The following is an 18,747-nucleotide window of genomic DNA, read 5'->3' as shown; positions in this document are numbered from 1 at the left end:
TCGTAAAGAAGCAATGGAACTATATAAAGCAAAAGAGAAAGAAATGTAAGAGTTAGGAGTGGGTTAAATTAATGAAATATAAAAAAAGTGTGATAATATTTTCTTTCATCTTTATTCTGTTTGGTTGTCAGAGTAAATCAGACACTGATAAATCAGATATTGGTGAATCAGATATTAAAAAATATGAGGGCGCAATAAATAGTGAAGAAAGCATTAACTCTTATTTTAAAGGAGATGCCCATATAGCACTTCTAAATGAGATAACGGCAGATGCAACCAATTCTGATTATGGGGTTTTAGCAGATGTAAATGAAAAGTTTGCAGAGTTAAGCAATGCAGATAAGTATGATGTCTTTTTAGATGTTATTGATGTATTAAAAAGAGAAACTGAACATGGGGATTTTTTATCTTTCAATTGTGAAAATGAGAAGGAAAATTGCATTTTGAAAAGTTTGGTTTTTAAGGATGCTGAGAACACGTATGAATTACGGGGCTTAGACGACACCTATTCTTTATTTATTAACGGTATGGAAGTATATGGACGATTTGATGGCAACGCTCCTAAAACAAAAGAACCGTCAACCAATACACCTAAGAGTAGCGGAACTTTAGCCATTGAAGAAACATCCTGTTCAAAAGATGGCGATTATATGAATGTAAATGGATATGTTAAAAATAATAGTGAGACAACATATTCATTCATAAAAGTTCAAGCAGAATACTTTGATTCATTAGGTAATATTGTTGATACTGACTTTGCATATGCGGTTGGAAGTGAAGGATTAACGCCAAATGGCAGAAAATCGTTTAGTATTATGACTAGGAATAACGAATCCATAAAGAGATGCTCATATAAAATAATTGATTATCGATAAACTACTACTCAAATTTGAGTGGTAGTTTTTTATTCCTAAAATTATAGAAAGAAATGTATCAGATTTTCATGAAAACTTGATGAATCGTATTGATCAAATGAAGAGAAAGATACGGACACTAAAGATGGGTACATAATACAACCCATCTAATTTCTTCATACAGTTTTCTAATTAAGCCTAAAAAGAAAAAGAAAGTTACTCATTCCAAACGCTCGGGCAAGCGTAAACATAAGCGGAAAAAGTAACTTTCAATATCACCTAGGAAGGAGAAAGGGGAAACTCTTTCCTTCCTACTCATTAATATTATATACTTTCCAAATTTAAAAATAAAGGAGGTTTTAAGGTGAATCCATTTGCAATAAATGAACAGGATATTCTTTACTTGTTTGAATCAGCAGGAACAGAAGTATTAATAAACGATCAGGCACATAAAGCAATCATAACTAATTCAGGGTTTAACAGTGAAAATGATGAACGTTACATAAATACACTTAATCCTATTCGTATGGGCGATTTGGTATCGTTTAATGATCATCAATACATAATCATTACGGAGAGTAACGGTAAACGCCATGCTAAGTATAGAGCCATTATGAGACATTGTAATTTTACAATAGGGTTTCCTGGAGAAATTGAACGTGTACCAGTACTAGATGAGAACGGCAATCCAATACTTGATAATCATGGCAGACCTATATTTGAGGAAAGAGAAGGCGATCCTTATTTTATTCCTGCTATAGTTGATGATAAATATTTTCAAGTCAATAACCAGTTTCAGATGAGAGTTGCTGATAATCAAATTATGGTTGTTGTACAGGATAATGAGTTGAATCGGAGTAAGTTTGAAGTAAATAAACGATTTGAATTGATGGGGAAAGAATGGAAAGTATTACAGGATGATTTAACGAAAGTCGGATTGTTGATTTTGACATGTGAGAGGGTTGTTTAAAAATAAGGCTTGTCAATCTTAGGAATCTTTGCTAACATAGGGGTAATTGCAAGGTACGTTATTATGTCTAATAATATGAATATGGAAGCACCTTAAATCCTCATGAGCCTAGTAATGCCAACGCTTAGAGGTATCTAACCCATTAATTTAGTGTAACGGATAACACGCAAGATTCCGGTTCTTGAAATATGGGTTCGATTCCTGTCGAGGGCGCTAAAACCTTGAAGCATCAACATTTGTTGGTGCTTTTTTTTGTAAAAGTCCGATTTTAGTCCGACCAACTAATTTATTCCCTCTAATTTACGTGACCAGTTCTTCATAAACTCATTTATTTTTTCATTGTTTAATTGAGCAGATCGGTTAGACATATGACCATATGTTTCTAACAAAATGGTTTTATCTACGTCACCTAATCTTCCACCAATGTAATTCAAATCCGAAATACCAGCTTCCCACATAATGGTCTCATGGGTGTGCCTGAACATGTGAGGTGTAGTGTGAGTGATCTTATTCCTGTTGCACAACGTTTTCAATGCCCCTGCATAGTTCGGTATCTTAATAAACTCACCAATTGGATTGATAAATAGAAAAACTGGTCTTTCTTTGATGCCTACAATCCATGTATTTCTAATATGAAGCCATTCTTTCAATTTTTCAACTGTAAAGTCATCAAGACCGATGATTCTTTCCCCGGTTTCACCTGTCTTTGTTGTTTCCTTGATCTACTGTTTATTTTCCCTTACAAGATTTTATCTAAGTTAATGGACAAATTGTCTTAATTGAAGTTAGAAAGTAACAAAGCGCTAATTTCATCTGTTTTATCCCCTGTTCCTGCTAAATAGTGATATCTGAATACTGAGGGACTCTCTAACATTTACATTTTATTTTTTGCCTTCTCAAGGTATCTATGACCAGTTTTAGTCACAGAAAAATATTTTTTTCTTTGTAAAGAAGTAATAACTGTCAGTACTTATTTGAAAATAAGATAGTTCGAGCTTCTACATACTCGTAATATAGACTCCAAGAATGTGATTATTATTTGCCTAGGGTATTTACCATTTCTATAAATCACCACTATAAGTTTTTAGTTAATCAAACAGTTCTAGGACTCCCAAAGGATCAAAACAAATAGTATAATTGTCAATTGTGGTGAAAGGGCCGTATTTTTCCCGGTAGCGTTCAATAGCCTCCTTTAAAAATTCTTCTGATACTCCGAGATATTCAGCCAGCTCATAACGGTTTCTTACTCTTGATTGATGTGCTGTTACAATCTTTTGGAGAGGGAACAGTTTTTCAAAAGCCCATGAACGGGCTTTTAATTCTTGTTTTCGATTCTCAATTTTTGATTGATCTAGGATGTTTCCGGCAGTTGTATAGTAATGGCCTAGTTCTTCAGCTAAGATGCAAGCTTTTTCAGAAGTAGTTGAAATGTGCTTGTTAATCCAAATATTGTTGTCGCTGTATAATCCCTTGATGGTTGGTTTCATAGGCATTTCATAGATGTCAACCCCTTGATCAGAAGCCTCTTTCAGAAGTCTTTCATACATTTTATTCCCCCTTTTGTTTCCTTTTTGATTTTACGAATTCCATAAACTTTTCAATTTCTTCTAATTCATCTTCTGTCCAATTTTCTCCATCATGATGGGCAGCAATCGTATATAAGCCTCCTTTAGAGGTGCCGCGTGGTCTAGCATCTTCGCTTAACCCAGCTAAATAATCAGCAGATACTTGAAAATGATCAGCAAATATCCTAACGATTTCCATTTTGGGGTCAGATTGTCCATTTTCGTAGCGAGATATCATACTTTTGCTTATTGTTGTTGCATATTTTTCATTTAATTTCTTCGCCAACTCTTCAATACTTTGGTTGCCCCTCAGTTCTTTTATCCGTCTACCAAATACTTTCATTTTCAATCTCCCTTTGGTATTCCTGATTTAGGAATATAGTACAATGTAGATTCCTGAAATGCAACAATTCATTATTTTTTTCCTTTTAAGGAATTTTATTGATTGACAGTGATAAATATGTGTTTTATAGTGAGGGTGTTCCTTAAATGGAACGAAAGGTTGATATTTAATTAAGCAAAAACAAGTTTATTATGAACTTTTGAAAAAAATAAGATGAAAATGAGGTGATTTCAATTAGATTAACAAAAGGAACAACGAGAAGAAATTTATTTTAATAGAATTTTTTTTGATTTTTTTGTTCCTGTTTAGGAATAATTGCGGTTGTGGAGGAGAAGAGTCAAGAGCGTATTGCCAAATCCTAAATAAATGTGCGTGATGATGATCATTAATCCTAAGAAGGACTTCTATTCAGTTTCAGAATCGTTGTGCACGGCCTGACATGGTTTGAATAAACAGCAGCGATGATTTCTTTTAGTAGGCAGTACTGATGTATATCACGATCCTAATAAATTTTAAACAGGAAGTGAAATGATGAGTGTAAAGTGGATCAAATTGAGCACACAAATGTTTGAAGATGAGAAGATTCGTCTTATTGAAAGTATGCCGGAGGCTGACACCATTTTGATTATTTGGATCAAGCTTTTGGCACAAGCTGGAAAGACAAATGCGAGTGGGTATATCTACTTGAGTGAAAATATTCCATACACAGAAGAGATGTTGGCAACTATTTTTAATAGGCCACTTAATGTTGTAAGAATGGCTCTTAAAACATTACAGGAGTTTGGGATGATTGGTATATCAAATGAACATTTAGTCATTATTACTAATTGGGAAAAACATCAAAACATTGAGGGAATGGAACGCGTTCGAAGATTGAATGCAGAAAGAAATAAAAGGTATAGGGAACGAAAAAAACTAGCAACATTAAATGGGGATATAAATGACGATGTTAGCGTGACGTCACGTGATGATGCAGATAAAGATATAGATAATATACCTTATGTCGAGATAGTTCATTATCTCAATAATGCTGTTAATACAAATTATCGACATACAACCAAGAAAACTAAGGAATTAATAAAAGCTCTCTGGAATGAAGGCTTTAGGCTGGAGGATTTTAAAACTGTCATAAATATCAAATGCAAAGAATGGCTTTTTAATGAAAATATGAATAAGTTTCTTCGGCCAGAAACATTGTTCGGAACAAAGTTTGAATCTTATCTTAATCAAATTGGCGGTGAAATAAGTGAAAAAGATAACGACTCCAGAAAGGTTGCACAAGAATATAACATACCATTCTGAGAACTGTGAACGTCACTTCTTTGTTAAAAATGGCTTTGAGATAGTTAAGCCGATTCAAAAAATGATGGTAGATGGTGAATTGGTTTGTCCTCGCTGTGAATTAGAGCAAAAAGATCTTGAATTACAGGAGGCAATACAAAGAAAATACGATGAATTGTTCAAACGAAAAAAATACAATATCTTTTATAATTCGAGTATTTTGTCTGATAACACTATCTTGGCGGCTAAATTAGAGAACTATCAAGTCGAACACCAAGAAGAAAGGGAGAATAAACAAACAGTCCTGGAATCATTAGCAAGGTTTAAAGACGGTCAAGTGTTCAATGTAATCCTTCAAGGTAATCAAGGTGCAGGAAAAAGTCATTTAGCTTATGCCGCTTTACGTGAATTAAATGAAAGTGGATTAGATAAATCATGTTTATTCGTAAATGTGGAAAGTATGATGCGGCTGATCAGGGATTCATTTGGTAATAAGAGGAGCAAATATACTGAAAGTTATTTTGTAGAGCTGATGTCTGAGGTTGATTATCTTGCACTGGACGATATTGGGGCAGAAACAGGTGCAATTGGTACAGACAAAATGGCCACAGATTTTGTTCAAAGAATTTTATATGCTATTACGACCACCAGGCAGGATAGAACGACTTTAATTACGACAAATCTTTCCAGCGAAACATTGTTTCGGATGTATGATAAAAAACTGGTATCACGACTTTTTAGAAATCCTAAGTTTGTTGTATTCAAGGAAACCAAGGATAAACGGATGGAGAACATCCCTTTTTAATGAATGACTAGATGGTAATTAAAAAGCAGAAAAGGGCTGGATTGGCTATGAAAATAGTGAGTGTGACCTTCCGAAAGAGTAGGAGGATGGGAGAAAAACCAGCAATTATAAAAACAAAGCAACGAATTGAAATAGAACTTAAACGGGAGAAACAATAGTCAATATAGATAAAGATTAGGAGGATTTTTTATGGAAAGCTGGGTAGATAAATTAATTGAAGAATATTCAGAAGGAAAAAGACAGCTTCATAAATTGCGTGAAAGCTTTGATGAAACGGACCCTTTACATCAAGCAGATAAAAAAAACATTAACAGTATGATTGGGGATATGGATTTTGTGATTGAGTGGCTTGAAACTGGGCGCCAACCAGGCGTAATGCGTGGAATTGATGTCAAACATGTATATCAAAAACGATCGTTAGAAAGCATGGAATTTATCCCGGATATAACAGAGCAGCTGGAGACAAATGATAAACCATTAAGTTTAAACGAAAAGGAAAAGAAAATTTTGCTGGACATATTTTCTTCTTTTTCTTTTAGAGAAAGGCAATGCTATATTCTGCATGTTGCTCAAGGAATGAGCATGTCTCAAATTGCAGAAATGCTTAGTATTCAAAAAAGAACAGTCCAACAGTATATTGAACGAGCAAGAATGAAAGTTGAACAAATAGTTTCATGACGTACGGCTTGACGTATAAAGTCTCTATTAGTGAAGGGACTTTTTCTTAATAAAAAATCTTTTGACCAGTAAAAAGGTTGGAGACGGAATATGGAAAAAGATGGATTATTGTAGTATGGAAGCAATTCACACGATTGAGAGTAAGAAAAAAATATCCTTCCCTTCTTAATAAGGATTGACCTAGGCAAGTCATTAAAAGGCTTATTTATTATGTCAATTGTTCAGAGGCTTCAAAACAATTAATGAGATATGTGTAAAGAACATCAAAAGACCTTTATTAGATTCTTCTTTATTAGTTCTCTATTAGTTGAAAGGAAGCATCTGAGGGAGAGGGGGAAAAGATGGATTATAAAAAGAAGCATACATTTCTTTGAAGTAACTGCAAAAAAAAGCGAGTCTAATAAAAAGCTGAAAGACGTCTCGGAGAAATGAACGGCATCATAATAGTAGAATTTCAATTCCAATAGGAGGGATTTACATGTCAGAAGAAAAACAGATGCAACATGGTAAAAATAAGATTTTGTTATTTAGAAAGTTAGAGGATCAAAATATGGAAGCTGCAAAACTAGCCTTCCAAACAGAGCATACATTTACTTATTCCCGAGAACTAGAAGCACTCGTCACAAAAGATGGACGAGTCATTCAAGTTGGAGGGCTTGAAGCTGAAGTGGAGGTCAATGCTATTCAAGCTAAAGATGATTCACTAGGAAAAATGTTGCAAGAAGCTGTTATTAAAGGTGAGAAACTAGAATTATGGGAAGTGACAGTAGATGAGGATCTAAAAGATTCAGAAGGTAAGTATCCTGCTGTATATGCACAGGGGTATCTATCTGAATGGGAAGATCCAGCCAATGCAGAAGAAAATGTAACTATTTCAAGCACATTTACAGTGGAATTGGAGCCTCAATTCGGACGAGCAACTTTAACAGCTGAACAGGAACAAGCTGTACAGTATGCATTTAAAGATACAACAACGGTAACTGATTCAGAATAGATTGTAGAAGGGGGAGTTTACTCCCCTTCTACCTAACGAAAAGGAAAGCGGGGATAATGAAAATGAAATTAATGATTAACGGTAAAGAATATGAAATGAAGTTTGGGATTGGTTTTATTAAAAAATTGGATCAAATTTATCCTGCCAGTATGAATGGAGTAGAATTCGGTATGGGTATTGAACAATCCATGTTTTATTTTAAAACAAAAAATCCAACCGTACTTTTCAATGTCATTAAAGCTGCAACGGATCACCTTAATTCTAAGCCCTCTAATAATGACATCGAAGAAGAATTAGAAAAAATTGCTTCCGAGAGTCAATTAAACGGATTGTTCGAAACACTGGAGCATGAAATGAGGGAATCAGTTTTTTTGAAGCAGAAGATCGAGGATTTCGAGGAGAAAGCAAAAGTACAACAATAAAAACATCGCCAGAAACTTATGATGCAATCGTAATCAATTGTCTTAGATTTCTCGAATGCAAGAACCTGTACGAAATAAATACAATGTCGTTAAAAGAGTATCTATATAGAATGAGAGCTTATCAATTAAAAAGAATAGATAAACAACATGAAATGCATATGCAAGCATGGTTAAATCACATTGCGGGTTCAACGAAAGAACAAGGAAAGAAACAAGTTCCTGTATTTAAAAGGTTTGAGGACTTCTACAATTATGAAGAAGAGCTTAAAAAAGTAGAAAGACCCGAAAGAAGTAAGCTATCCCCTAAATTGCAGCGGATGGCTTCTGTGGCTGCAAAAATAAACTTAGGAAGGGGGGATCGCTGATGGCTGAAAGTTATTCCATTGAAGCATATCTAAAATCCAGTGGTGCTGGTGCTTTTTCATCAGCATTAGAAAAAGAAACCGGCAGTATAGGTCAATTAGGAAAAACATCAAAAGAATTTACGGATGGTTTTAAAAGCATAATGGCGAAAATTCCAAAAGGAATAGCAGGGTTTGCCACCTCTGCAATAATAGAAAGCGAGTTATTTCAAACTGCATTAGGCGATGCTGAAGAAGCCTTTTTTAATTTTGCCCAAACGATTATGGAGCCAGTTCTTGATCCAATAATGGATACACTTAATTCTGTAACTGGTTTAATCAATGATGCTGCTGAAACATTGCGAAATTTCGATACACTTTCGAAAGAAAATCAAACTACTATCATTCTGATAGGTGTTGCCTTGGCTACATTAACGGCAGCAATTATTGCATATAAATCGGCGGCTATAAGTGCATTTATATCAACAAACATACTGACTAATGCAATGGCAGCTTTTCAAGCTATTGGAGCATTTATGGCGTCACCTATAACTTTAATAGTGCTTGCCATTGGGGCATTAGTAGGAGTATTAATTTATCTGTACAATACGAATGAGACGGTAAGAGCAGCAATACAAACAGCCTGGGCTTTTATATCCGAAATCATTCAAACGGTTATAACAACTGTATATGCATTTATTATGAACATATGGGGACAATTGGTTGAGTGGTGGCAGCAAAATAACCAAATGATATTACAAGCTGCACAGAATGTGTGGGATGTTATAAGTACTGTTATTGGAACGGTAATGAACGTGATTTGGACTATTATGCAAGCACTATGGCCAGTCATCCAAGTGTTAATTGTATCTACTTGGGAGGCAATAAAAGGGGTAATACAAGGTGCTATTGATGTGATTTTAGGTATTATCCAGTTTTTCAGTGCGTTATTTACTGGCAATTGGTCAGCTATGTGGGAAGCTATTAAACAGATATTTAGTGGTGCGTTACAGCTGGTATGGGGATTAATAAACCTCTATTTTATCGGGAAAATCCTAAAAATTGGCTCATTTTTTGCTCAAGGTTTGAAAAACATTCTTCAAATTATGTGGAATTTTATCAAAAGTATTTTTCAAACTGGTGTAAATTTAGTGAAAAACGCAGTCAGTACAGGTTTTAATTTCATATCCTCTATTATTTCCAACATAATGGCCGCTGTTATAACTGTTATTTCAGCTGTTTGGAATAATATAAGCTCCGTGATATCAACTGTTGTAAACAAAATTAAAAGTGTCATATCCATTGTGTTCAATGCTTTGAGTGGCATTGTACAAGGTGCTTTGTCAAAGGTAAAATCAGCCATATCAAATGGCATTACAGGTGCGTTAACCATTGTTACCGACTTGGTCAGTAAATTTTTTAATGCTGGAAGAAATATCGTCACTTCCATAGCAGATGGAATCAAATCAGCAGTTGGTGTAGTCACTGACGCAATTGGTAATGTCGCATCAAAAGTGCGCGATTTCTTGCCGTTTTCACCCGCAAAAGAAGGGCCGCTGCGTGATATTCATAGACTAAACTTCGGAGGCACAATAGCGCAAAGTATCAAAAGAGCTGTTCCAATAGTACAAAGGCAAATGAGCAGCCTTGTTGCAATACCGGATATTGAGCCTGTTGGTATTGGAGGACAGATGGCAAGCATTAATAAAATGGCAAGTGCACAGATGCATAGTACAGTGACCGGGGAATGGAATATTGGCAAAGAACCCGCCTATATTCATGTGCGGATTGGTAATTCAGACTTTAACACATTTGTTGACGATATTTCCAATTCACAAAACCGCAAATTATCTAGATCAAAACGTTCACCAAGATAGGAGGGGGATTATGTACAAGTTTGCTGATACAGTGGCAGGAAGTGGATTATCAACTCCTCACTTGTCGTTGAATACTGTGTTTAATGGCGTGAATCTTGATGAGTCTTTAACAGATAAAAGTGGCAGCTTTACAACAATAGCGGTTAGTGGCAGGGGAATCCTACCTAGAAATATTCATATGACCGAAATGTCGGGGAGTCACGGGGCCAGAGAAAAAAGATACACATATGACGTTAGAGAGATTACTGTTAAGTATAAACTAACTGATCGTAGCAATGAAGGCTTCCGGGAGCGTTTCAATCGGTTAAACGGCTTGCTGCTTGGAAGCAAGAAAAGACTGCAATTTACTGATGAGGATGCGTACTTTTTAGCAACATTGCAAAGCGGAGACACGCCAGAAGAGGATTCTAATGACATTGTTGGAACGCTTGTTTTTATTTGTACTAATCCAGCTAAGAATAGGAACGAACAAACCTTGAATATCACGACCACCACACAAGCATTTACAATTGGCGGCATGGAATCTACTCCGTGGACTAGTCAGACCCGATTCACTGCTCCCCAATCATCATTTAGGTTGGAGACTGATAATGGTGGAAAGATTATCTTGCATTATGATTTTATAGATGGCGATGTTCTGGAAATCAATTATGAAACGCGCAACGTTTTTCTAAACGGTAAGGATGTAGCCGTATCCATTGCACTTGAGACTGAGTGGTTTGAATTGAATCCAGGATTAGTTAGTATGAGAGCGAGTCACGAGACCGCATTGAATTATGCAGAAAGATTTTATTAAAACAATAATATTAGGGATAAGAACGACATAATGAGAAGTGAAAAGAAGTGGGTAGGATCTTGTGAATAGAGCCTTTCCACTTCTTTTTATCAAGATTTCGTTTTTGGGGCGAAACGAATTTTTAAAAGAATCGACTCAAGAAAAATCAATACTTGAGCCTATTCTATCTCGCTGCGCCCTCTACCTATAGTTAGTATTCGATAAGTAGGTCATTTAACCTGCATGAAAGGAGGATATCATGTCAGAGATTTATTTATTCAGCCAGGAAGGTGTTTTACTTACAACTTTAACAGAATCATCAGGGCTGGTTAGCGCGCTATTCCGGGATGAAATAAACAGTGTTGCTAGTGAGCCTTTTGTATTTACTGTGGATGCTGATGTTCAAAGTGCCAAACATGTAAAAGAAGAAAATCGTGTGGTTTTCAAGGACAAGGATGGTTATTTCCGTGAAATGGTTGTCAAGGAGCTTGATGACATTGACAATGATGACGGGCCGCAAACCACGGCAACATGTATTCCTGCATGGCTGGATGAACTAAACGATAACATTGTCCTAGAGAAGCAATATACAAACAAAGAAGCACAATTGGCTTTAGATGATGCTTTAGCAGGAACACGCTATGAAGGAGAGGTAAAGGTAAGCTTGGGTTTGGCATCTACAAGCTTTAATCTCTTATCAAGCGTTGATTGTATATGGAAAATTCTTGAAATGTGGGGTGGTGAGTTTAGAGATAGCATCGAATTTGTTGGGAATAACATAACCGTCCGTAAAATTATCATTGAACAACGTTTAGGTACAGACAGAGGTGCCCGTTTTGAAATCGATCATAACATCGAAGAAATTCAGCGAACTGTTTTGTCTTATCCCAAAACTGCTTTGTACGGCTGGGGCGCAAGTCTTGAAGTCACAGATGGTGAAGGAAATCAAACAGGTGGACATACGCGGTATATTGATTTTGGTAATGTCGTTTGGTCAAAAGCAAAGGGGGATCCTACAGACAAGCCAAAAGGACAAAAATGGGTCGGTGATTCAGATGCGTTGCTTAAATATGGCCGTGAGCATAACAGTCAGTTATTGCATCGATATGGTGAGTTTAGTAACCAAGACTATGAGGATCCTGCGGAACTATTACTAGCAACTTGGAAAGCTCTTGAACAAGCTAAAAAACCCGAAGTACATTACAAATTGTCCATAGATCTACTTGATAAGAATATAAGCTTGGGAGATACCTCTGTCGCAATCGACCGGCAATTTGCTCGGCCCATCGAAATCCAAACAAGGGTCATTGCAATTGAGTATGATCTTTTGGACATTGATGGTACTGCGGTTGTTGAGATGGGCCAGTTTCTGTCAGCTCATGACAACGACCTTTATCGAGAAATCGACAATTTGAAAGAAGCGATCAGGAACCCAAAAGAAAGATTAATTACAAACGATAGCTTTCCGGATACTAAACCCGGAACTCCTATGAATGTTGAAGCATATGGGGCTTTCCAAACAATTCAGCTTTTTTGGGATTACGACTCGAAAGTTTACATCAGCCATTACGAGGTCTATGGGTCGGAAGTGAAAGATTTTACACCAGATTCACAGCATTTCCTTTGGCGTGGTAGAACTTCTTCCTTTGTCCATGAAGTAGAAACAGACAAAGTTTGGTATTACCGTGTCCGTGCGCTCAACACAAGAGGGACACCAGGGGATTTTAGTTCACAGGTGAGTGCGACAACAGTGAGGATTGTTACCGATGATATTTTGTTTGGTTCGATCATCAAGGACCATATTGCTGATTTGGCGATTGATGCAAGCAAACTTGCCGAATTGTCTGTTGGTCAAGATAAATTAGTCGATGGGGCTGTCATCACTGAAAAAATCGCTGATGCTGCAATAGAAGCTTCAAAAATTGCTGATGAAGCTATCGTTTCTGAGAAAATTGGCCATGGTACTATTACAAACGAAAAGCTTGCCAATTTAGCCATAACAGCAGATAAGTTGGCAGAAGGGACAATTGATTATATTAATGAAGGCCCGATGCTAGAAATTCAATATACGCAAGCTGAAATACAGGAGACTGAAAATAGGTTGTTCGATCAACTCAATACGCAGATTGGTGAAGTCAATATTTCTATAAATGATCTATTTGCTCGTACATCAGGCATCGAGGGTACTTTTACAAGTATTACCCAAGAAGTCGATGACATTGAGGGAAGGCTATCTACTACAATTACCCAACTAACTAACATAGACGGAGTTGTTAGTGAGCATACGACAACTCTACAACAACATGCTGGATTAATATCTGCTAAGGCTGAAAAGGGTGAGGTTTATACTAGGACCGAGACAGATGGATTGCTTGGTAATAAGGTAGACTATACAGCTTATAACAACAAAATAGCTTCGTTGGACATCAGCATTGATGGGCTTAATATGCGAGCGACCAATACAGAAACTAATATTAACAGTTTAACCGGAGAGTTGGCCAATGCTACGAGCCAGATTGCTAATCTCGATGTAAAAGCTAATCAAATTGATTTGCGTGTGTCTTTGGTTAGGGCAGACCTGGATGGGCTTGAAATTAGTGGAAGGAATCTAGCACTAGGAACTAGTAGCGAGTTTAAAACAGTCACTATAGGAGAATATGGGTATTCAGGAATTCTAGAAGTCCCTATTGATGGGGAAAAAATCTCTCATGATAATTTTGTAACATTCAGTGTTTATGTAAAAGACATTCCGAGTGGTGAGAAAGTATATTTACGAATTGATTGGTATAGGCCTGATGGTACTTATAGCAATGTAAGCAGCAATGAACGTTTTGATAAAAATGGAAGGTACAGCTTTGCCAGCAAAATTCCAAATGATAGTTCATATAATCGAGTCAAAGTGAGACTGATGCCTGTAAACTGGGTTAGTAATTATCAAGTTAAGTATAAAGAAGCGCAACTGGAAAAAGGCAACCGTGCTACCGCTTATGGCCCAGCCATTGAAGACACAGATGCTCGAATCACATCTGCCGAAGCATCTATCACAACACTAGCAGGACAAATTGAATTCAAAGCAAGTCAAACCAGCGTTGATAGCCTCACTGGTCGTATGTCTAACGCTGAATCGTCTATTAATCTATTATCGAATGAGATAGATTTAAAGGTTAATAAAAATGGAGTAATTACAGGGATTAACGTAACGACCGAGGGCGTCCGTATCAACGGTAACAAAATCCATCTGACAGGTCAGACATTGATTGATAACGGGATTATTGGAGCTGCAGCAATTGCTAATGCAGCAATAGGCACGGCCGCTATAGCCAATGCGTCCATCACAAATGCAAAAATCAAAGACCTAGATGCTGGGAAAATTACAACAGGTCTATTGGCTGCCGACAGGATTGGTGCAAAAACAATTTCCGCTGATAAGCTTGCTACAAATACAATTGTAGCGACCAGCGGTGTTATCGCTAATGCTGCTATCACGAACGCTATGATAGCTAATTTAGCAGTGTCTACGGCTAAGATCGCAGATGCGGCCATCACAAGTGCAAAGATACAAAGTTTAGCTATCGGTACAGCTGCTATAGCCAATGCTGCCATTACTAGTGCTAAAATTGCTAATCTTGCGGTGGGTACGGGTCAGATTGCTAATGCAGCGATAACCGATGCCAAAATAGCAAGTTTAAGTGCAGATAAGCTGACTGCCGGCGCCATTCGAGGTATTGACATCTACGGTGCTAAATTCAGGTCATCAGCAGGTACTGATTGGATGGAAATTGTGGGTGGTAATGTTCGTCTGGAGCAATCGAACGGGAGATACATGGAGATTAGTCCGACTGGATTTTACGGCAGGAATGCAGGGGGAAGCATCAGATTTCAGGCTGATCAGTCATTGGTAACTAGCGCAGCACTAGGTACAAGTAATTCAAACATTTATCTTGCGGCGGATGCGACTAATGAGGCTCGCGTGGTAGATATAAATGAAATACCATCGAACGGGTCTGCGGAGAGCTACAGATACAGACCTATTCGAGCCTTAGGCTACAGGTTTGGTCCAGCAGCGAACGGATACATTGGCACAGATAAGGAAGTTCGTATCACTTCACTGGGCTTTACGCAAAATGATGGGTCTGTTATTTACAGAAATCTTAGAGCAAGCAGTATATATGGTGACGCTTTTATAACAAGGACGACTAACGCTTATATTGGAACAGATTCAGAGCTAAGGGTGATTGATAAAAACTTAGATGGAACATATCAAGATGTTGTTGCATCTGGATTTAAGGGAACAACCCTAAGCTTAAGAGCATCAGCCAGCGGCATTCACTTCTATGTTAGGCCAGCTTTAAATGGAGAGGTAAGAATTACAGGTCGTACAGGTATAGATAGTTATCGACCAATCCGGGCAAGTTCTTTTCCGACTGGAACATCACTCAGGGAAAATAAGGAGGATATTGAGGTATTCAACGACGATGTATTGTCGGTAATCAGGAATGCCAACCCGTATCTGTATAGAATCAAAGGTGATGAATATAAAGAACAGAAACAGCTGGGCCTAATGGTTGACGAAACACCGAGAGTACTCCACGGAGAAACTGGTGATAGCATTGAAATGTATGCTTTAGGAACCTACCTGTGGAGAGGTGTAAAGCAAGTTGATACAAAAGTAACTAATATAGCCGATGATGTTGAACGGCTTAAAATCGAAAACCAATATCTAAAACAGAAAATAAAACAATTGGAGGATAAGGTAGCATGAAAGTGGAAATAGAAAACGGCAAATTAGGTGTGAGCATTAATTTTATGTATGGATTAAAACTGGCGAGGAAGCAATCAAGATTCCGCCGACATTTTATTCAACAAATGAATGACAGGCTGAAACAGGTTGAAGAAGACAGGAAAGCTTTGTTAGAAGAACATTCTCATAAAGATGGAGAAGGAAAAGCGATCGTAGAAGACGGGCAATACGACGTTAAAGATATGGTCGCTTTTTCTAATGATATGAAGGAACTTAATAAAGAAAAATTCGTCATCGATGGGGGCGATAACCGCGAAATGATTCGGACTGTTAAAATGGTGTTGGAAAAGCTAGAAGAGGAAGAATATGAGGGCCAAGACAGCGAAATTTATGATTACCTGTGTGATCAATTTAAAGTAGATGAAGAGGAAGCTAAATGAATATAAAAATTACAAACATTTCATCGTATTTGACATGTGGAAAATGTTCGTAAGTGTATTTTACTTAAAAAGCTCGACAATTATTCCAGTAACTTAAATGGCTGTGCAATACTGAAGGAGTAGAGTTCTAATCGTTTTTTGATGAACAGTCGATTGAATTTACTGTTCGTTAGAATTTAGTGGATAGAATTTTGAATGGAGAGAGTCCTACAGTGTAGGGCTTTCTACTTTTTGAGGAACTGTTATTTCAGTTGTCACCTTTCATGCAAGGAGGCATATGTTCCAGCTAGAGTAGAAACTTCAAAGAGGTTGTATCGCTAAAATAGATTTGTAAAGAAAATTAGTTTTTGCAATAAAGTCAATTTGTTTCATCTATGCTTAGTTTGGCCATAGTTTTCTTCCATCTCAAAAAAATATATAAAGTTTAGGAGTGGAGACGTTGGAGGCATTGTTTTTGAACAGTAGTTAAAAGGAGAGAGGGAATGGACGTAATAATCGGAATTATCTGTACTACAGGCGGCTTTATAGTAGCCTATCTAACGTTTATCCGAAATCGTGACAAGGATACCCGAACAGACGCCACAGAATCAGCAGTTGTTCGCACAAAACTTGATGCTATTGTCCAGGGAGTTGATTCTATCAGAATTGACCTTAAAGGAAATGAAAGGAACATAGCTCATATTGCAGAGCGCGTTACAAGGGTTGAAGAATCATTAAAACAGACTCATAAACGAATTGATTATCTTGAAGGAGGTAAACAAATTGGATAAAACAAGTGTTAGAAGGTTTGCCGTCTTGATAGCTGCTGTTATTAACGCAGTACTGAATCTCGTAGGCTACCAAACTATCCCTGACGAATTTGTCAATGACTTGGTGGCTATATTATCCTGTGCCTGGTTCATTTGGGCAGCTTGGAAAAATAATTATCTCAGCAAAAAAGGACAGAAGCAGAAAAAACAATTGGAGCAAGCCGGGCTTAACTGAGTCTTGCTTGCTCTTGTAAAAATAAAAAAGAAGAGGGTATAAATGGCTTATAAAATTGAAAAAAGAATTATTCCAGGTTTACCAGATGTTCCACTGACAGCGATTCGATTTATTGTGGCTCATGAATCGGGGAATCCAAACAACGCAGGACCAAACTCTCTTGAGGCTGAAATCAATTTTATGACCAGAAATTGGCGCAATGCCTTTACTTCCCATTGGGTAGGTGGTGGAGGACGCATCGTACAAATTGCTCCCGTAGGCAGAATGCAGTATGGTGCAGGACCGAAAGCTAACCTTTATAGTTACGCTCATGTGGAACTGGCCCGCACGGTGGACCAGGAAACATTCAAAAAAGATTATGCAGCTTATATTTGGCTCTTGAGATATCTGGCTGATCAAATAGGTATACCTAAACGATTAGATGAGGGAACAGCAACAACAAGAGGAATCAAGTCTCATGATTGGATCAGGCGTACTCTTGGTGGCACGACCCACACAGATCCATATGGATATTTGGCTCAATTTGGAATTACGAAAGAGCAATTTAAAAAAGATGTGGAAAGTGAAGGAGGGATAAATAAGGAGACAAAGCCTGTACAGGGGAAAGCAATCGACACCTACACAGGAACTAGCATTGTCGACTACCTCAATAGTATCGGGGAAGATTCCAGTTTTGCCAACCGGACTACACTTTCCAAACAATACGGGATCCGTGATTACAAGGGCACGGCAAAACAAAACCTTGAATTGCTGAAAAAAATAATGGCAGGGCAATCTTCGATAGGTGCAACAAAACCAAAAAACGATCAACAGACGACCAGCATTGTCGACTACCTCAAGGAGATTGGTGTTGATTCATCTTTTGCTAACCGAAAAAATCTTGCTATCAAGCACGGGATTAAAGATTATAAAGGTACGTCTGTACAGAATATACAGTTAATTAAAAGATTAAGGGGATAAAAGAAAAATACGAAGTATAAAAATTAAAAAGTACCCATAAATGCACGCTTATTCGGGGGCTTTCATTTATCAGAACAATAACGGGTATTAGGATAATTTCGCTTCTGGAAACTACCCCATACCTCACCGGAGGCGCTCTACGTTTATCCGAGGGTGGGGTTGTTTTGCTCAACTAATGGGTCAGTCCTTTTTGGTTTACTTATACTTCAAAGAAATCCCACGAATAAGCAATTGTTGTAATATGACTCCTAATTATTCCTGTAAAAAAAGTAATGTATTAAGACACAATCATGCTACGATTGCTGTTAATGGTTTACCTTTGCAGGACAATTGGATGCATTATTTTTGCGAATTTACTGGTATCTTCATTAAAGTTATCATTTTTCTATACTAGTTACCACAAAATTCGACATAAAAATCCCCGGCTTGAAGATGTATTGATCACAAAAGTGGAAGACCGCATGGAGCTTCATATAAAAATGGATGTGAGGGTCCACAAATGTCCATGTTGCAGGGAGAAATCAGGAAAATTCACGATTACCGGGCTCAAAAGATTAAACATTTAAAGTGGTTTGGACGGTTGACATACCTCTTCTACAAAAAGCGCCGGTAGCTTTTTATTTGATTACTGAAATGCTTTTTAGGGGGGAGATTAATAATCTGAGAAAAGTTAAGAAGAGGACCGCCATTGGTTTTAGATATTTCCTTTGATCAAGG

General features: G+C 37.3%; 19 protein-coding genes. 16 read left to right on the top strand and 3 right to left on the bottom strand.

Annotation, left to right across the window (positions count from 1 at the left end):
- Positions 1-71: 71 nt before the first annotated feature.
- Together H9631_RS15785 and H9631_RS15780 are read left to right on the top strand one after the other, a co-directional pair.
- Positions 72-875 (top strand): FxLYD domain-containing protein, encoded by an 804-nt coding sequence (locus tag H9631_RS15785; protein ID WP_191814464.1) that lies wholly within the window; start codon positions 72-74, stop codon positions 873-875.
- 343 nt (positions 876-1,218) lie between these two features.
- Positions 1,219-1,824: an Ig domain-containing protein gene (locus tag H9631_RS15780; protein ID WP_191814462.1), complete on the top strand. Its 606-nt coding sequence runs from the start codon at positions 1,219-1,221 to the stop codon at positions 1,822-1,824.
- 281 nt (positions 1,825-2,105) lie between these two features.
- Here the strand turns inward: H9631_RS15780 and H9631_RS15775 are convergent, their stop codons facing one another.
- The 3 genes from H9631_RS15775 to H9631_RS15765 all read right to left on the bottom strand — a co-directional run bounded on the left by H9631_RS15775 (position 2,106) and on the right by H9631_RS15765 (position 3,732).
- Entirely contained in the window at positions 2,106-2,504 is a 399-nt protein-coding gene (locus H9631_RS15775) for a tyrosine-type recombinase/integrase (RefSeq protein ID WP_404801750.1), read from the bottom strand.
- 408 nt (positions 2,505-2,912) lie between these two features.
- Positions 2,913-3,371, bottom strand: coding sequence for an ImmA/IrrE family metallo-endopeptidase (locus H9631_RS15770; protein WP_191814460.1), 459 nt, complete (start codon positions 3,369-3,371; stop codon positions 2,913-2,915).
- Position 3,372: 1 nt separating this feature from the next.
- Positions 3,373-3,732, bottom strand: coding sequence for a helix-turn-helix domain-containing protein (locus H9631_RS15765; protein ID WP_191814458.1), 360 nt, complete (start codon positions 3,730-3,732; stop codon positions 3,373-3,375).
- A gap of 528 nt (positions 3,733-4,260) precedes the next feature.
- Between H9631_RS15765 and H9631_RS15760 the strand changes: the two genes are divergently transcribed.
- From H9631_RS15760 to H9631_RS22905, 14 genes are all read left to right on the top strand, one after another.
- Complete coding sequence (locus H9631_RS15760) at positions 4,261-5,034, top strand: phage replisome organizer N-terminal domain-containing protein (RefSeq protein WP_191814456.1); 774 nt, start codon at positions 4,261-4,263, stop codon at positions 5,032-5,034.
- Positions 4,979-5,818, top strand: coding sequence for an ATP-binding protein (locus tag H9631_RS15755; RefSeq protein ID WP_191814454.1), 840 nt, complete (start codon positions 4,979-4,981; stop codon positions 5,816-5,818). The genes H9631_RS15760 and H9631_RS15755 overlap by 56 nt, the downstream gene beginning before the upstream one ends.
- Before the next feature lie 189 nt (positions 5,819-6,007).
- A complete protein-coding gene (locus tag H9631_RS15750; protein ID WP_191814452.1) occupies positions 6,008-6,496 on the top strand; it encodes a sigma factor-like helix-turn-helix DNA-binding protein in 489 nt (162 codons plus the stop codon).
- Positions 6,497-6,974: 478 nt separating this feature from the next.
- Complete coding sequence (locus tag H9631_RS15745) at positions 6,975-7,490, top strand: phage major tail protein, TP901-1 family (RefSeq protein WP_191814451.1); 516 nt, start codon at positions 6,975-6,977, stop codon at positions 7,488-7,490.
- Between the two features lie 56 nt (positions 7,491-7,546).
- Positions 7,547-7,912, top strand: coding sequence for a tail assembly chaperone (locus H9631_RS15740; protein WP_225221089.1), 366 nt, complete (start codon positions 7,547-7,549; stop codon positions 7,910-7,912).
- A 110-nt stretch (positions 7,913-8,022) separates the two neighbouring features.
- Positions 8,023-8,277 (top strand): hypothetical protein, encoded by a 255-nt coding sequence (locus H9631_RS15735; RefSeq protein WP_191814448.1) that lies wholly within the window; start codon positions 8,023-8,025, stop codon positions 8,275-8,277.
- On the top strand, positions 8,277-10,130 hold the full coding sequence (locus H9631_RS15730; protein ID WP_191814446.1) for a phage tail protein: 1,854 nt from the start codon (positions 8,277-8,279) through the stop codon (positions 10,128-10,130). Before H9631_RS15735 ends, H9631_RS15730 begins: the two co-directional genes overlap by 1 nt.
- Before the next feature lie 10 nt (positions 10,131-10,140).
- A complete protein-coding gene (locus H9631_RS15725; protein WP_191814444.1) occupies positions 10,141-10,926 on the top strand; it encodes a distal tail protein Dit in 786 nt (261 codons plus the stop codon).
- 238 nt (positions 10,927-11,164) lie between these two features.
- Positions 11,165-15,667 carry a phage tail spike protein gene (locus tag H9631_RS15720; RefSeq protein ID WP_191814443.1) on the top strand — a complete coding sequence of 1,501 codons (4,503 nt, stop codon included), beginning with the start codon at positions 11,165-11,167 and terminating at the stop codon, positions 15,665-15,667.
- Positions 15,664-16,086: a hypothetical protein gene (locus tag H9631_RS15715; protein ID WP_225221088.1), complete on the top strand. Its 423-nt coding sequence runs from the start codon at positions 15,664-15,666 to the stop codon at positions 16,084-16,086. The genes H9631_RS15720 and H9631_RS15715 overlap by 4 nt, the downstream gene beginning before the upstream one ends.
- 482 nt (positions 16,087-16,568) lie before the next feature.
- Positions 16,569-16,856 carry a hypothetical protein gene (locus tag H9631_RS15710; RefSeq protein ID WP_191814442.1) on the top strand — a complete coding sequence of 96 codons (288 nt, stop codon included), beginning with the start codon at positions 16,569-16,571 and terminating at the stop codon, positions 16,854-16,856.
- Complete coding sequence (locus tag H9631_RS15705; RefSeq protein WP_191814440.1) at positions 16,849-17,070, top strand: phage holin; 222 nt, start codon at positions 16,849-16,851, stop codon at positions 17,068-17,070. The genes H9631_RS15710 and H9631_RS15705 overlap by 8 nt, the downstream gene beginning before the upstream one ends.
- Before the next feature lie 42 nt (positions 17,071-17,112).
- Complete coding sequence (locus H9631_RS22425) at positions 17,113-18,030, top strand: DUF3597 family protein (RefSeq protein ID WP_225221087.1); 918 nt, start codon at positions 17,113-17,115, stop codon at positions 18,028-18,030.
- 499 nt (positions 18,031-18,529) lie between these two features.
- A complete protein-coding gene (locus H9631_RS22905; RefSeq protein ID WP_191814438.1) occupies positions 18,530-18,643 on the top strand; it encodes a transposase family protein in 114 nt (37 codons plus the stop codon).
- Positions 18,644-18,747 lie beyond the last annotated feature (104 nt).

It is taken from the genome of Bacillus norwichensis (assembly GCF_014836955.1).
GTDB classification, from domain to species: Bacteria; Bacillota; Bacilli; order Bacillales; family Bacillaceae_C; genus Siminovitchia; species Siminovitchia norwichensis.
This window is presented reverse-complemented; position numbering and strand designations above follow the sequence as displayed.